This window comes from Allocoleopsis sp. (assembly GCF_036703385.1).
Taxonomy (GTDB): Bacteria; Cyanobacteriota; Cyanobacteriia; order Cyanobacteriales; family Coleofasciculaceae; genus Allocoleopsis.
Genome location: NZ_DATNPA010000278.1, coordinates 28,287 through 44,480, shown reverse-complemented (window position 1 = coordinate 44,480; position 16,194 = coordinate 28,287). Strand labels below are relative to the sequence as shown.

Genomic DNA, 16,194 nt, shown 5'->3' with positions numbered 1-16,194 from the left:
ATGAACTCGGGAACCATGATGCGGCGTTAGCCGATTATGAGAAAGCCATCTCTCTCAATCCCAACAGTGCTAGAGCGTTTTACAACCGGGGTTTAACGCGTAATCGCCTCAATCAGCATCAATCCGCGATTCAAGATTACTCTGAGGCGATTCGGCTGCAACCCACGTTTGCAGAGGCTTTTTACAACCGAGGGCTTTCTCGCTTCAACCTCAAAAACTACAAGGAAGCGATCGACGACCTGAACAAAGCCGCTGCTCTTTTCAAGCAGAATGGTAGGACTGAAAATTCCCAGAGTGCAATGGATGTGATTAAAACCATACAAGACCTGGGTAAATCGTAACTTCCGCCTATGTTTGCTTTACCTTCAGATACTCTTGTGAGTGTATTGAGCGATCGCCCCATAGCCACAGTTTCTCGAAGCCGCGATCGGCTGGGCTAGTGTACTAGGCGCAATCGCTTCGCTCCATCAGCTTACACCAGAGGCTGAGTAAGCGACGAACAATAAACCTCCAACGAGTGCCAGCGCTGCCATACCCATTACAAGGTAGTTTCTTTTTTGAGTTGCCGTCGGAGGCTCTGCCGTGTAAGTCTTAGTCTCCGGGGCAAAGTTATTGAGCAGACCGCCTTCTTCTTTGGTAAATGGCATGAATAGTAACCTTTTTTTACTTATTAAATATAAATGTAACAGAAATTAAGGATACCTACTCTCCCAAGTGAGTGATAAATCTTTATGACCACACCCCATTAGGCTTCCACTCTCCCCTCCTCTCATCGGTCAAGAGCTAACATTGACGCTATATTTGAGTGTAAACGGTCTGAAACGCGCTCCATTCTTCGCCGTTCCCCTCAGTTCCATCTCGTAAGCCCCAGCTTTAGGAAATACGAGTTCTACCCCTGGAATCCCTCGATACTGTTCCGCTGAAATCGCTCTCAAAGAGGGTGTCAGGAGGGGCTTGGCATTTTGAACACGAGGCTTCAAGTAGACAAAGAGTTGACAGTTACATTGTGATAAAGGAATAGAGCGCCCTCCTTTAAGGGTAAGCGCGAACCAAGCTTGAGTGGATTTTCCAGCTTTGGGATTATGATTCGGTGTAATGTGGAAAGTTGCTGCTACATCATCGGATACCTCAACTGTATGGGCAGCAACGGGGGTGGCAACTAAGGCACAAAGGAGAAGCAATCCCAATTTTTTTCCTGGGGTGAGACGGAGCATAGAACCTCTAAATTCAGTGAAAATAAACATAGCTGAGTAAGGATGGGCGGACTGAGAACTATTAAAGGATTTTTGGGGTTATTTTTCTAAGATTTCAGCCAAGCCAATTTTGAACAATGTGCTCCGACGGTGTCAAACGACAATCCGTCATATCAGGGTGTTTCAAGTTAAATGACTTTGGACGGAAAGGCGAAAATCAAGGGTCATTTCCGTCAGAAGGGGTGGGGAAGATTCGTAGAATAAATTGTTGGCTTCATATACTTCAACAGATTCAGGAGATTGGCAATGTCTATAGTCGCAGTTGGGTCGATTGAAACTAAGGGCTTTCCTGCTGTACTAGCCGCAGCAGATGCAATGGTCAAAGCAGGTAGAGTAACCTTAGTGGGATATATCCGAGTAGGTAGCGCTCGCTTTACAGTCAACATTCGCGGGGATGTTTCGGAGGTAAAAACCGCTATAGACGCTGGAATTGCAGCTGTAGAAAGGGTTTACGGCGGTGCGCTAGAGTCTTGGGTGATCATTCCTCGTCCCCACGAAAATGTTGAAGCTGTTCTGCCCATTGCCTATTCTCCAGAAGTCGAACAGTACCGAGATGCTGTCGAAAATCCGATCATGCACAGACCTGGAAATGGTTTTCCCAGGTAGTCGAACAGAGGTGAAGGGGCTTTAGCTGGTAGTTTCTCTACCAGCTAAGACCGGGAAAATCGATTCCTTGTTGGTGATGTCTGGTGTCTCCAGAAGGAAGTCCCAGGGTTAATTTTTGGAATCCTCTGCTCAATCGTTACTCCGATGAGCTGAGGTGAGGATGTCAACGAGTGACTCCTTGTATCACATTGGACCCATCGAAGGGTTGTGGATTTCCTATCCAGTTAAAGTCATTAATGCGCAAACTAAATGAACCAATTTGCTGAACTGGGTTGAAGCGCAGGAGGAGGCTGTAGGTGCGACGGCTATATTCCAGAAGGTAATCTGTGCTGATTTGTTGACCGGTGTCCAAATTAAAGTAAGTCTGAATCCCAAGTCGAAACGGCCCATAAATCTGCTGAGTGATACCAGCACCGAGAACTTTGGTATCTGCAACTCGGTCAAAGAGGAATGGTGATTTGTTACCTAGCGCCACCTGTGTATAGCTGATATTAAAACCGGTGTAGTCCAGATAAGGTCGGGAAAAATGACCGAATTGCCCGACTAACCCTATTGAACCGCTCAGAGATTCTTGAGTGTCGCCGTTACTGTAGGCACTGATCACACCTGTGGCAGATGTATTGAGGGCGAGGTAAGGAACCACTGGGGTTGGAGTATATCGTAACCCTTCGGTGGGGGTGGGGGGTAAGCCTTGACCCCGCCAGAGGGAAAATCCCTTACTCACAGTGGCGCTGCCTTGGTAACGTCCTAGACTGATTCGAGTATTGGTTGGGTTGGGTCCGAGTAAGTCTAATCTATCCGTATCAGCGGTGATATATTGAGCGCCTGCCTGATAGCTAAGGTTAATACCTGTATTTCCCAAGGGAATGATGGGCGAGGTGAGAACGGCTCCGATGCTACTCCGAACCGTCTGAAAGCCAAGTGAGCCGTTGAAAAGGCGATCGCGATAGCTATACTCCAGATTGAGGGTATGGGGGAGAGTGGTACCGATAATTTGCTGGAGTCGTAGACTACCTCGAAACTTTTCTTCCAAGTCACCGGGATCGAGGGTGGTGAAAACCGCACGACCCCTCAGGTTCGTTCGCGGACCGAGTGTTCCGTCTAATTTAGCTCTTAGCCCAAATACTGATGGGTCAATATAACTCCCATCCGAGATTGCCTTCTGAATAAAATACTGGGGTGTCACACTAAAGCGCAGATTTGACGTATTAAGAACCTCAAATGTGCGCTCAACAAACAGCCCCCCTCGATCACCGCCATCATATCCAAAGTTCAGCAGAGCCGGTTCCCTAGGACGGCGGTCAATTGTGATCCGATTACGCAACAGTGGCACCTCAAAGCCCTGATCGAGAACGAGGCGGGGTCGAGAGGCAACCACTTCATCCACCAACGGCTCTAACCGTGTAAAACGGGCTGTATCGGCTCGTAACTCTAGCTCTGGTGGGGAAAACGGGTCGTTGGTAATCCGTACATTCCGTGCGATCGCATTTGAGCCCTCAAAATCCACTCGTTCAGCCTGATACCGAAAGCGATTAATCGTTCCACCAGATTGCGGTGCAGACAAATTTTCCGCTGTCCTCCCAGCACCAACCACAAAGGCATAACCACCGGGATTACTGATGCCTTGTAACGGTTGATCGGTGGCGATGCGATCGCTTAAGGGTCGCTGAGGGGGTGGGGCAGTACTCCCCGCCGTTGGCGAGAATGAAAGATCGGTTCCGGCTGTGGGTGAATACAACTCACCACTAGCATTTAAAACGACCCCACTATCCTGGACAAAGTAATATTCAAATCGTTGACCCCGCAACACTTGCTGCCCTCGCGTCAGGGCGACATTGCCCTCAGCAACAATAATCCGATTGGGTAAATTCACTTCCACGCGATCGGCATTGAGTAAGGCTTCCCGAAACCGTAACACGACATTGCCTTGTGCGGTGATGACTTTTCGCTGATCGTCATACTCTTGGCGGTCTGACGTCAACTCAATTACACCACCAACGCCGAAAGGATTGCCGGGTACAGCCGTGCTTGGTGCTGGCGCTGAAGAGGGTTGAGGTGTTGGAGCGGGTTGAGGTTTAGCCCCATCTTCACTAGGTGTGGGTGTAACCTTCTCGGTCTGTGAAGTTTGAGCTTCCGACTTGGGGATACTAAAGTCAAACTCTCTGACCTCTCCCCCACGCTCTTGGGTCACTAGACGCTTGACATTTTCTGTTCCTAGCGTAACCCCCAAGGAGTCGGAGGGTAAGGAGTCATTTGATTGTGGATTGTGGATTGTGGATTGTGGATTGACCCTGTTCAGTAAAGCTTTGGGGATCAATCCGGGGGATTGTGCCCATTGTTGGACTGGGTCAGAAGAAGCCGAGGATTGAAGCGTTGGTGCTTCACTCACTAAAACAGGTGAAGAAGTACGGCTTTGTGAAGACGGCGAGGCGGAGGTTGATGTGGCGGAAGCTGCTAGATTTTGGGAGCGATCGCTGACACGATCGCTGCGATTTAAACTTTCCTCTTCTTCGGCTCCACTTGTCGGCGTCGCTTCAGCGGGATGCACAGAGTAACCGATGGAAATCGGAGGACCGAGTAAGGCAGCGCTTTTATACGCCCTCAAGGGGGAAGATTCAGGAGCAAACGCTTCTGGCGAAGTTGGTGTAGGAATTGACCCACTGGGAAGGGAACGACTCAGTCTGGCTCCAGGTGCCTCAATTGAGGATTGATCGAAATTGACTGCATCGTTAGTCCTTACGGATTGGATAATTGCAGGTGTTTCAGGCGGTTGAACTGGTTGGGGCATCTTTCAACAGTAAGAGTCGAAGGGACAGGTCTGAAACGTGACCGTCCACCGCCCTGAATACTGCCAGGGCAAGGCATGCCTCGCCCTTTCAGACTGAGGGATGAAGCGATAAGCTTTCTTCGGCATGCTAGACTGCCAACACCTTTGGTGCCGCAGCCATCCAGAGTACCATGCTACGCTTACCGAATGAGCGAATTACTCCAAATCCCGTCGATTGGGGTTACGAGCCGGATCGTTGGACAAAAAGCCAAACACAAATAGGCCAACAAAGATACTAACAACGATATACACCACAATTTTGAGGGTCACCATATTGATATCTCCCAGAGAGTATGAACAGCAGGATGTCGTAAGCGTTACAAAACGCGATAACTTTCTTAATCATACCCAAAGGTGGCTTCCTTTTTGGCTTGGGATCAAGGAAACGGCGTCGCTCTCAATCAGTCTGTGACTGTATTAGCTCGGCTTTAGCTATCTATGACGCCTCTTGGCTCTCTTGCGTTCCAGCAGACGATCAGTTACAAAAACTAGAGGCTACGGACTAAGATCTGGGTGAAAATCTCTTCTGTTCCTATCTCTGGGTCCCCGCATCTCCCATCTACCCCGTCTACCCTCCATTTTTTAGAGCAAGAAGGTGAGAAGATAGGGCGGTCAGATCAGTTCGTGAGCATTTGTTGACAAAAAGAGTATTAAAAGTCTCTCAATTTCAGCAGAAGTAAGTACACAATATGATCCGAGTAAGACTTGGAACTTTGTCGCTTTATGCAGCCAATTCGCACTTTTAACGTCTCTCCATCCCTGCCCAATCCGCTTGAACCGTTACGCAAGCTGGCTTACAACCTCCACTGGGATTGGAATGTCGAGACCAAGGATTTATTTCGACGCCTAGACCGCGATTTGTGGGAGTCCAGCCGCCACAACCCTGTCTTAATGCTGGGCACCATCAGCCAAGCGCGGCTTCAGGAAGTGGCTGAAGATGAAGGCTTTCTTGCCCAAATGGAAAGGGCATCTCGACAACTGGACGACTACCTTAACGAGCGGACGTGGTACCGTAAACATCGCGACAAAGGTGAGAAAACCGAATGTTATGCCTACTTCTGCGCTGAGTATGGTCTGACGGATTGCCTACCCATCTACTCCGGTGGCTTAGGTGTTCTAGCGGGAGACCACCTCAAATCGGCATCTGACCTAGGTTTACCTCTTGTGGCTGTCGGTTTGCTTTACCAGGAAGGCTATTTTGCCCAGTACCTCAATGCAGATGGATGGCAGCAGGAGCGCTACCCCGTCAACGACTTCTACAATATGCCGCTCCACCTAGAGCGGAACGCCGATGGTTCAGAACTACGGATCGAAGTAGACTATCCAGGTCGCACTGTCTATGCCCGTGTCTGGCGTGTACAAGTGGGAACCGTGCCTTTGTACCTGCTCGATACGAATATTGAACCGAACAATCCCTACGACCATGACATCACAGATGAGTTGTATGGCGGTGACCTGGATATGCGGATTCACCAGGAAATGATGTTGGGGATTGGCGGGGTGCGTGTACTACAGGCTTTGAAATACAAGCCTACGGTGTATCATCTCAACGAAGGTCACTCTGCCTTTTTGATTCTGGAGCGCATTCGCAAGCTGATCCAGGAAGAGGGGCTGAGCTTCGATGACGCCAAACAGGTAGCCCTAGCCACGCAAATTTTTACAACTCATACCCCTGTCTCTGCTGGGTTTGACTTGTTTCCCCCAGATAAGGCCATGTACTACGTTGGGCACTACGCCAACATCTTTGGTTTATCGAGGGAAGAATTTCTAGGTCTGGGACGGGAAAACCCAGTCGATATAGCATCACCCTTTAGCATGGCAGCGCTAGCTCTTAAGACAGCAAGCTATACCAATGGGGTCAGCTCACTGCATGGAGAAGTGTCACGGGTCATGTTCCAGGGGCTGTGGCCAAACCTGCCACTGCCGGAAGTGCCGATTACGTCGATTACCAATGGGGTACATGCTCGGAGCGTTGTGGCGAAGTCTATGCAGGAACTGTATGACCGCTACCTAGGGCCGAGTTGGTCGGATAAAGGGGCAGATGACCCCCTGTGGGATCGCGTGACTTCAATTCCTGATGAAGAGCTGTGGCGTAATCACGAACGTTGTCGCTCGGAATTGGTGGTTTATGTGCGGGAGCGAATGCTAAAACATTTGCGCGATCGCGGCGCACCGCCAACAGAACTTGCTCAAGCCCAGGAAGTTCTCGATCCCAGCGTCTTAACAATTGGCTTTGCCCGTCGGTTTGCCACCTACAAGCGAGCCAACTTGTTCATGCGCGACATAGAGCGGATTAAGAAGATCATGACGGGCAACAAAGACCGACAAGTTCAGTTTGTGATTGCCGGTAAAGCCCATCCCAAGGATATGCCGGGGAAAGAATTAATTCGCCAGATTATCCACCAGATTCGTGAAGCAGGGATTGGTGACCGTGTGGTTTTCGTTCCCGACTACGACATTTATCTAGCGCGGATGATGGTGTCCGGTTGCGATGTCTGGTTGAATACTCCCCGCCGCCCCCGTGAAGCGTCTGGAACCTCTGGAATGAAGGGGTCGATGAATGGTCTGCCCAACCTCAGCATCCTTGATGGCTGGTGGGACGAGGCGGATTATGTCCGCACCGGCTGGCCTATCGGTCATGGGGAAACCTATGATGACCCGGAATACGAGGATCAGGTAGAAGCCAACGCCCTCTACGAATTGTTCGAGGAGGAAGTTGTCCCCTTGTTCTACAATCGCGACAGCGAAGGAATTCCCAGGGGGTGGGTCGCGAAGATGAAAGACGCCATCCGCTTCAATACCCCGGTGTTCAATACAGCCCGGATGCTGCGGGATTACGCCGTACATGGGTATTTCCCAGCGAGCGATCGCAACTTTGCCATGACCGGCGATCATTACCAGCCAGCGAAGGAGTTAGCGAGCTGGAAGCGGCGGCTATTTGAACGTTGGTACGAAATCAAGATTGAAGATGTTGACATCGCTGCTTCCTCTGAGCTTGTGGTTAACCAATCAGTCGCCGTCAAAACCCGTATCAATCTCGCAGGACTAAGTGCTGATGATGTCCAAGTGGAACTCTACCAAGGCGCTGTCAATGCTGATGGGCAAATTGTTAACGGTCTGCCCGTTGTGATGGATTACCAAGGAACCGACGAACACCACTGTAGTATTTATAAAGGTGATGTGGTCTACGGTTCGAGTGGTTTACAGGGTTTGTCCCTGCGCGTGTTGCCTAAACACGACTATCTGTCAAGTCCCTATGAGCCCGGTTTAGTTCTCTGGGCTTAGATCGGGTTGAAGGTTTGAAGGTTTGAAGGTTTGAAGGTTTCAACTTTCAACTTTCAACTTTCAACTTTCAACTTTCAACTCATGATTCGCCGCAAATCCTCCAAAACCTCAGCCGCTGACTGGTATCTTGCCGCGAAGTGGTAGCGCACCATCTTCTCTAAAATGACGGCAAATTCTTCCCGTACAGTGACCAAATGCCGCCAGATGATATCGCCAGAGTCTGAATGTGATAGTTGGTAAGGTGGGATGCCAGTGAGGGCTTGAATCCCAATCATTCCTAACGCGTAAATATCACTGCACAACGCTGGGTGCCCCGCATATTGCTCTGCTGGGGCATAGCCACGAGTGCCAATGGCAACTGTGAAATTTTCTTGGTCAGTTTGCTCTAGGGGTTGAATCTGTTTAACAGCGCCGAAGTCAATTAAGAAAATTTGATTGTCGGATTGACGACGCATGATATTGCTGGGCTTGATATCTCGGTGGATGACTTGGTGTTCGTGGATAAAAGCCAGAATTCCTAAAGTGTCCTTCAGTAACTTGATCACTTGCGCTTCTGGGAGCTTTTTATCCACTGGCAATTCATCGGTGAGAGGATGACCATCCACATATTCTTGAACTAAGTAAAACTCCTGCTTTTGCTCAAAATATGCTAGCAACTGAGGAATCTGAGGATGTTTACCTAGCTTTTCTAAAATTTGTGCCTCAGTTTCAAAGAGCCGTCTGGCAACTTGTAAAAATTTGTCATCGCGACGAGCGGGTTTTAAATGCTTGACCACACAAGTCGGCGTACCGGGTCGATGCATGTCTTCTGCTAGATAAGTGAGACCAAACCCCCCAGCACCCAGAACACGATTAATGTTATAGCGTCCAGCCAGATAGTTACCTGATGCTGGATCTTCCACCTCATCAGTGGTGTGACTGATAAAATCTTCAGGGCTTGCGATCGCTGTTGCATCGGCCTCATCAACAGGTATCCCCGTTGCGCTACTCAGCGCCACACCGGAATCTTCTGTAGATGAACCCTGGAGCCTTTCTCTCAAGAGTTGCTGCAAAAGTGCCAGATTACTCTCTTGCTCACGCGCTTTTTGCTCAATGTAACGGCGCTCTTCCTCAGCTTGGTGCTTCTCTTTCTCAGCCTCGTAGGCATTGTAAGCCAGAACTCCGGTACCCGATAAAATTAAACCTAAAGTGGGGGCGACTACGGGAATCCATCCAGACCCCCAGAACAGGAACGCAGAGGTTCCTAACAATAAACTGAAGGCTCCAATCTCAACGAGTACTTGCTGTCCGGGGTGGCGGACAATTCGCAGAAGGACACCCCCCGTGAGAGCCCAAACCCAAATCCACAAGATTTCTCCCCACTCCGGAAAAAACCAAAACAGCGATCGCCCATCAAGGACAGTACTGAGCAGTTGACTGGCGATTTGAGCGTGGATCACAACTCCTGGTGTTCTCTCAAAGCGCTGCTGACCTGTACTATAGGGGGTATAGAGGAGATCGTTCAGGCTAGGAGCCGTAAGACCAATGAAGACGATACGGTCTTTGACCCAGCTGGAGTCAACTCGGTCTTGGAGAACGTCAGTTAAGGTCACGCTACGGGCAAGGGTACCACCAGAGCGGTAATTCAAGAGAATCTGGTAGCCCCCACTATCTGCCTCTTGGTAGCCTCCATCCTTCGCTCCAAGAGGCTTAAAAACGGTCTTTCCTAACTTAAGGTACTCTTGCGGGGTCAGTTCGGGCTTAATTCCCTTTTTTTCCAGGTAGCGTAGTGCTAGCTGAAAGCTGAAAGAAAATTGGCTCATGCAGCGAGAGTTTGGCGGCGGTTCCCCAAACAATAGAGCCCGCCGGACGACGCTCTTGGCGTCAACCGAAAAGTCACTGAAGCCAACACGCTCGATTGGAACCTTTGCAGGAGGAGGTGTACCCGGATTATCGGAATCGCTCAGCTTACAGACTGGTACGATGCGATCGCTCTTTTGCAGGTGAGTGGATAACTCAGCATGGCCTGGAGGATGAGGAATATCTCGATAGATATCCAAGCCAATAGCTGCCGGTTGATGCTGCTCCAATTTTGTTAAAACCCGCTCAATCAGATCATCTTTCAGTGGGAATCCATAGGACTGAATATCTGCCTCTGTTCCCTCGACAATCAGGATGCGGTTGTCGGGTGGTAATGCCGGCCGCAGCTGCATCATATAGTCAAACGCCGTCAGCTCTAAAGGCTCCAACATACGTAGCTGCCGGCCCGCGAACAGCAACCCGGTTACGGTCAGACTTGCTATCAATGCTGGATGTCCGAACACGGAGCGACTCAAGTGCCAAACACGCGCCCCTAACTTAGAGATTTTTTGAGGAACGGTGGCTGGACTTCCGCCTTGAGCTTGGTTAGTCAAGAGGGACGAAGTTTCTTTTGATTTTTGACTTAACTCCCCACTCGTCACTTTCACGTACCTGATCACTCACAACGAATAAGTAAAAACTAGCAGAATTCACCTTGATACCAAGTTGTTGAGGTTTTTCTGGGCTGCTACTGCTTTTTCAACAACGTTTTGATTGCTCTACACCCAACCCGACTTTTATGGCTGCCGTCGTATTCCCAGCACTTACTCTAACGTTTTGACAGGGGCGCAATCATTAGATTTTGCCGCCTGCCGAGCCGCTCGGATAAGCTTAGTGCGGAAGTTAGTTGCTTGTTAGAGCTATGATCCAGGTTGCTGTAGTTGAGTCAGAATGGGTGCATAGTCTCGACTGCACCCGAACTGTGGTAGCGTCAGTAGACGACAGCGACTAGATAATACATAAGCTCCATTAGAAGAAAACCACCCTTCCCTAGTCTGCACTTACCTGAAGATAGCTAGCTTCTAGCTGAGATTTTACAAGCTAGTCAATACCACTATAGAAGCTGCAACAGCATATTGAACCCAAAGTTCTGATTGAGCTCATCTTTACTCTCCCCACCCTACAGCTAAATAGGAGGATTGAAAAATGAAAAATAAAAAGCCCGCTTCTGCGGGCTGGAAACTTAATACCTTCCTGCTACTTCTCGGTCATTGTGTAGACACCATCCCAGTCATCCTTTGGAGGTTCTGTTAGAAAATTCCGACAGCGCTCCAAGTGTAATAGTGCAGCCTTATCATTTTTGTCAAATTCTTCGAGAATTGTGCCAAACGCACTCATCGCACGGGTAAACTTCCGATTCAGGTAATACTCGCGCCCTTTATGGTAAAGCTCGATTATCTCCTTCTTTTCATCAGAAATTGGCTCAGAACATAGCCCCACAACTTCATAAATCTTAACGGGGTCGTTCTTGCCTTTAACGCGAATCCAGTCAAGTTCCCTGTGCCAAATCAGATCCTTACAGGGTTTGAAGGTATATTCGCTGATGACGATATCACAGCCATATTGCTTACTGGCTCCTTCCAAGCGAGAACCCAGGTTCACACCGTCCCCAATAGCGGTGAACTCCATCCGCTTTGATGAGCCGATGTTGCCACTAATCACGCTATCAGAATTGATTCCAATGCCAATTCGGATCGGTATTTTGTTTTCCGCTTCACGACGAGCATTGAACTCTGCCAGACGCTTACGCATTTCTACTGATGTTTGCACCGCTCTCCAGGCATGGTCTTTCAGGGGTAATGGTGAGCCGAAAACGGCCATAATAGCATCACCGATGTATTTATCGAGCGTGCCTTTGTGTTTAAAAATCACCTCGACCATCGACTCAAAATATTCATTGAGCATACCCACCACCTCTTCTGCCTCTAAGCTTTCCGTTAAGGTGGTGTAGCCGCGAATGTCGGAGAAGAGGATGGAAACCTCCTTGCGATCGCCCCCTAATTTGGTGTCGTCAAGTTTGAGTAATTCCTCCGCCAACTCCTGAGTCATGTAGCGATACATGGTACTCTTGAGCCGCTTCTCATCACTGATGTCTTCCATGACCACCAACGCCCCCCGCACTTTAGTCTCATCGTTGGCATCGGCGATCGTATTCAGCGACAAATTCACACTGCGTTGTTGCTCAGGTCCCCCGGAAATTAATGTGCGATCGGGATAGTATTGCTTGCGCTCTTTGGCGCTCTTTCCCTTTAAAGCGTCCTCTAACCATTGGGCAAATTTGTTCTCGCCCTTTTTTTCTTGGCCTTCAATGCGGAGAATATCCTTGACCCATTCTCCTTCCACACGTCTTTGTGGATCTAATCCCAGCAGGTCTCTCGCCCTCTCATTCACCGCGATAATTTTGCCTTCTTTATCGGTCGAAACCACACCATCTGAGAGACTGCGCAGAATATCGCGCTGCATTCGTTCCTGCTGCTTCACAGTGTCAAACAACTTCGCGTTTTGTAAGGCTACACCCGCTTGGATATTGAACGCCTTCATGAACTCTTGGTCAACGCGATCAAAACTCGATTTCCAGCATTCCGGTGCTGTAGGCCAGTCTTCGGGGTTGTATGCCGGAAATTCACCCTGTTTCTTTTTATTAATTAATTGCGTGACGCCGATCAATTCCCCATCGGCGTTAAACACGGGCATACATAACAAGCTACAGGTACGATAACCCGTTCTCTTGTCCGTTTCTTTCGACGTTTCAGAACCTTCGTGGTCATATAGATCAAACCCTATATTGACGGGTTCACCTGTGAGGGCAACTTGACCCGCAAAGGATTGCTTGGAGATCGGGAGGCGGATTTCTTGTAAAACGCCATTGATGGGAATTTTTGTCCACAAATCATTGCGATCGCTATTTATGAGCCACAGGGTACTGCGATCTGCATTCATCAGTTGCTGCGCTTCATCCATCACCCTCTTGAGGGTTTCTTCCAAATCTAAGCCGCCCTTGCTCAGGGAGTTTGTTGCAGCAATCAACGCTTGAGCTGCTCGTTGTTTTTGGGTTGCCCGCCGTAGTGACCTAGATGATTCCATAATCAGGCGAATTGAGGGGGCAAATTCCTCAAAAACTCTCTCGTCTTCACTACTGAAGCCGTCAAGAGTAATTTTTTCTTCTAAAGGAGCGTTCGGGTCGTACTGGGATTTTAATTTATTCAGGAGTTGAACAACTGCGACTAACTCTCCCTGCTCGTTCAACAGGGGTAGAGCCAGCATCGTGTAAGTGCGGTATCCGGTTCTCTTATATTGCTCTTTGGATGCACCGGAGCGAGGATCGTCAAAGAAATCGTAAGGAATATTAATAACTTTCTTGAAGGTTGCTACCTCACCCGCAATTCCTTGATCGGCGGGAATGCGAATTTCTAGGGAGCCACCGCCTTTATCCTTAGCTACAATCGACCAGAGTTGATTTCGCTCTTCATCCAAGACAAAAATGGTCGTGCGATCGGCAGCCAGGAGTTCCCCCGTTTTTGCCGTAATGGAACGCAACATTTCATCCAGGATTGAGTCAAACCCTTGGGCGTCCAGCAGACTATCCAGCATGGACAAGGTTTGATTGACAACCTCTAGTCTGCCTTCTACTTCCGTAACAACTTCTTTGAAGCTAGCTTGGTTGAGGGGAGCTAGAAAAGCAGAGAACGTGCCCTTATTAGTGGCTAAGGCGCTCACAGATGAGGGTTGCTGTTCTTCTACACTGGGCTCGTCGGACTGAACAGGAACATCAATGGTTATGTCACGGGGTTCTAAAGCAGAGGAACGGGGAGATGCAGCTGTCATATGCTTTTCTCTACTGAAGCTCAAAATAAGAGATCTTTATTATCTGTGTGAGTCTTGATAAATTCCACTCACTCCTGTGCATTGCCCAGTGGCCTTGTCCATAAAGAAGTAAGTATATCCCACTCTAAATCCCAGTTTAGTGTTTCTACAACACTTAAACAGTATCTCAGCTGATGTCGTTGCCAGAACAACGGAAAATTAACCACCTTGCCCATAATCTTGGCATCAAAACAGAAAAGATATGTTGTCAGTTTTACCAAATTTTTAGGGTTTTGGCTGAAGACCTTGTTCAGAAGAGCTAAGAGGGGATTACAGGTTGCAGGTGGGAATGTTTCAGGTGGGAAGGTTTCAGGTTGAGAGGTTAAAATTTTCAGCCTGCTTTTTTTGTCAACCTTTAACCCTTCTACCCCATTCCTAGTTTTGACGGGAGTGACGGGCTTTGGTAAGAAGAGATTCCGCAAAGGTCATTGCTTCTTGAGCCGAGTGTCCACCCGCCAGCTGAGCAATTTCTTCGCGGCGCGTTCCATGAGTATCAAGGAGACTGACGCGGATAACCGTGCGTCGATCAGTCAGTTCATCGCTTAAAAGTGGGTCATTTAGTTCAGGCATTGCTTGACTTTCTGATTTATGGGATGCTTTGGGTTTAGAGGCATGTGATAAAGGTTGGTCGATTACTTGTTTATCAACTCGGAAGTGTCGGTCTGCCATAGCCGCAATTAAAGGTTGGTGAGTTACACAAAGAACTTGGTGTCGCTGACTGAGTTGATGCAGTTTTTCGGCGATCGCTTGTGCCACGCGACCTGACACCCCTACATCAATTTCATCAAAGATTAAGGTTCTCCAAGCCTCGTTCGTCATTGAGAAACAAGCTTTTAAGGCTAGCAGAAAGCGGCTCATTTCGCCACCTGAAGCTGTAGCCGACAGCGGTTGAAGGGGTTCACCTGGGTTGGGAGAGAAGTAAAAGGTCACTTGGTCAGCACCAGCAGCTGTAGCAGGAATCGGCGCAATTTCTACTTGAAACTGTACCTTTTCCATCGCTAGAGGCTTCAGTTCGGCGACTAAGCGCCGCTCCAGTTCTTCTGCGGCTTCCCGGCGAAGCAGGGTTAGATGAGTACAGAGATTTGTTAATTTTTCTTGACTTAAGGTGCAATTTTTCTCCAATTCTTCTAGAGATTGACCCTCACCACTAAGTTCTGCCAACTCGGCCTGGAGTTTTTCATAGTGAGCGATCGCATCGGCGAGGGTTGGCCCATATTTGCGGCAAATTTGTTTTAATGCCTGAATCCGCTCTTCTACAGATTGGAGGCGTTCTGGGTCACTTTCGAGTCCATCCCCATAGGTATTGATTTGATGGGATGCTTCCACCACCTGGGCTAGTGCTGCACTCACCATATCCAACAACGGTTGTAGTTGAGAATCGTAGCGCACCATGTCAATCAAAGTGGCCTCGGCTTCTCCCAACAAATCGGCAGCAGCGGTACCGCTTTCATTTTGATAAAGGGCTTGGTAAACTTCATAGCTCTGCTGCTGGAGGTCTACGACATGGCTCAGACGCTGGCGTTCTTGTTCAAGTTGTTCGAGTTCGTCAGAATCCTTGAGGTTAACGGCTTTAAGCTCTTGTGTTTGATACTCTAGCCAGTCGAGTCGTTGCAATCGCTGTTGTTCCGATTGCCGCCGTCTCTCCAGCGCTTGCTCTGCCTCCTGACAAGCGAGGTAAGCACCAGCTACCCGATCGCGCTGCTGGAGCAGAGAGGAGCCCCCATATAAATCGAGTAAGCCCCGTTGGTGCGCTGGAGCCATCAGATAGACAGTTTGACCTTGAGCCGTAATTTCCACCAAGCGATCGCGCAGGCGATCCATCAGAGAACGGTTGACTAACACGCCATTGACTCGCGATCGCGATCGGAGGTTGCCCTGATTGACCGCAATCTCTCGGCTACAAACTAAATCCGCCTCATCAAGCAAGTCTATCTCCTGTTCGCTCAACCACGCGACTAGAGAAGCATCTGCTCGGAATGTGGCTTCTACCAGCGCCCGTTCTTCCCGTGAGCGAATGATTCGCTGGCTAACCTTTCCACCCAAAGCCACATCAATTGCATCTAAAATAATCGATTTGCCAGCACCGGTTTCGCCAGTCAAGACCGTTAAGCCCACACCGAATTCCAGTTCCAGCCTATCAATCAAAGCAAAGTTTTGAATCCGCAGAGAAAGCAGCATAGCAAGTTTAAACGTTTATTTGGGGAGCTGAGTGTTAAATCGATTTGGATGGGATCGATTCAGATTGAGTCCTACAGCCAAAATCTCGAATTGATCAAGTAGGTAACAAACTTCTCCTAGAGGAAAGAGGCAATCTACGCAAACCCAACCCATACTGGTAAGAAAGCGTCAGTCGATGCAAACGGCATTTCTGCCGATTGGCTAGGGTAGCTACCAAAATTTAAGTGTAAATTTATTGTCAAGCGAACGGCGAAGGCGATTTTTGCCGAGCCAGGAAGATTGTGGGCATTGGAGCGAATCCCAGCCCAGAGCAACTGGGTTGAATCGTGTTCACAGCTGTTG

10 protein-coding genes are annotated in these 16,194 nt (G+C 49.0%); 3 read left to right on the top strand and 7 right to left on the bottom strand.

All coding sequences use genetic code 11. The annotated features are described in order from the left end of the window. On the top strand, positions 1–341 hold a 341-nt coding region (locus V6C93_RS13385; protein ID WP_333477153.1), incomplete at its 5' end, for a tetratricopeptide repeat protein. Positions 342–467: 126 nt separating this feature from the next. On the opposite strand, the gene psb34 is transcribed toward V6C93_RS13385, so the two are convergent. After that, positions 468–647, bottom strand: coding sequence for a photosystem II assembly protein Psb34 (psb34, locus tag V6C93_RS13380; RefSeq protein WP_333477152.1), 180 nt, complete (start codon positions 645–647; stop codon positions 468–470). A gap of 129 nt (positions 648–776) precedes the next feature. Further along, complete coding sequence (locus V6C93_RS13375; RefSeq protein WP_333477151.1) at positions 777–1,244, bottom strand: hypothetical protein; 468 nt, start codon at positions 1,242–1,244, stop codon at positions 777–779. A gap of 255 nt (positions 1,245–1,499) precedes the next feature. On the opposite strand from V6C93_RS13375, the gene V6C93_RS13370 reads away from it, so the two are divergent. Continuing rightward, entirely contained in the window at positions 1,500–1,859 is a 360-nt protein-coding gene (locus tag V6C93_RS13370) for a carbon dioxide-concentrating mechanism protein CcmK (protein ID WP_333477150.1), read from the top strand. A 163-nt stretch (positions 1,860–2,022) separates the two neighbouring features. On the opposite strand, the gene V6C93_RS13365 is transcribed toward V6C93_RS13370, so the two are convergent. Then, positions 2,023–4,647 carry a DUF3769 domain-containing protein gene (locus V6C93_RS13365; protein WP_333477149.1) on the bottom strand — a complete coding sequence of 875 codons (2,625 nt, stop codon included), beginning with the start codon at positions 4,645–4,647 and terminating at the stop codon, positions 2,023–2,025. A 195-nt stretch (positions 4,648–4,842) separates the two neighbouring features. After that, positions 4,843–4,959, bottom strand: a complete 117-nt coding sequence (locus V6C93_RS13360) for a photosystem II reaction center protein I (RefSeq protein ID WP_333477148.1) — start codon at positions 4,957–4,959, stop codon at positions 4,843–4,845. Positions 4,960–5,409: 450 nt separating this feature from the next. On the opposite strand from V6C93_RS13360, the gene glgP reads away from it, so the two are divergent. Continuing rightward, on the top strand, positions 5,410–7,971 hold the full coding sequence (gene glgP, locus V6C93_RS13355; RefSeq protein ID WP_333477147.1) for an alpha-glucan family phosphorylase: 2,562 nt from the start codon (positions 5,410–5,412) through the stop codon (positions 7,969–7,971). 74 nt (positions 7,972–8,045) lie between these two features. Here glgP and V6C93_RS13350 read toward each other — a convergent pair whose 3' ends face one another. From V6C93_RS13350 to recN, 3 genes are all read right to left on the bottom strand, one after another. Continuing rightward, positions 8,046–10,364 (bottom strand): CHASE2 domain-containing serine/threonine-protein kinase, encoded by a 2,319-nt coding sequence (locus V6C93_RS13350; protein ID WP_333477146.1) that lies wholly within the window; start codon positions 10,362–10,364, stop codon positions 8,046–8,048. A gap of 643 nt (positions 10,365–11,007) precedes the next feature. After that, positions 11,008–13,635, bottom strand: coding sequence for a GAF domain-containing protein (locus tag V6C93_RS13345; protein WP_333477145.1), 2,628 nt, complete (start codon positions 13,633–13,635; stop codon positions 11,008–11,010). Positions 13,636–14,049: 414 nt separating this feature from the next. After that, positions 14,050–15,852 carry a DNA repair protein RecN gene (gene recN / locus V6C93_RS13340; RefSeq protein WP_333477144.1) on the bottom strand — a complete coding sequence of 601 codons (1,803 nt, stop codon included), beginning with the start codon at positions 15,850–15,852 and terminating at the stop codon, positions 14,050–14,052. Between the last annotated feature and the right edge of the window lie 342 nt (positions 15,853–16,194).

Excerpts from the sequence above, each read along its gene's own strand:
- psb34 (WP_333477152.1), bottom strand. The coding sequence starts at position 647 with ATGCCATTTACCAAAGAAGAAGGCGGTCTGCTCAATAACTTTGCCCCG.
- V6C93_RS13375 (WP_333477151.1), bottom strand. The coding sequence starts at position 1,244 with ATGTTTATTTTCACTGAATTTAGAGGTTCTATGCTCCGTCTCACCCCA.
- V6C93_RS13370 (WP_333477150.1), top strand. The coding sequence starts at position 1,500 with ATGTCTATAGTCGCAGTTGGGTCGATTGAAACTAAGGGCTTTCCTGCT.
- V6C93_RS13365 (WP_333477149.1), bottom strand. The coding sequence starts at position 4,647 with ATGCCCCAACCAGTTCAACCGCCTGAAACACCTGCAATTATCCAATCC.
- V6C93_RS13360 (WP_333477148.1), bottom strand. The coding sequence starts at position 4,959 with ATGGTGACCCTCAAAATTGTGGTGTATATCGTTGTTAGTATCTTTGTT.
- glgP (WP_333477147.1), top strand. The coding sequence starts at position 5,410 with ATGCAGCCAATTCGCACTTTTAACGTCTCTCCATCCCTGCCCAATCCG.
- V6C93_RS13345 (WP_333477145.1), bottom strand. The coding sequence starts at position 13,635 with ATGACAGCTGCATCTCCCCGTTCCTCTGCTTTAGAACCCCGTGACATA.
- recN (WP_333477144.1), bottom strand. The coding sequence starts at position 15,852 with ATGCTGCTTTCTCTGCGGATTCAAAACTTTGCTTTGATTGATAGGCTG.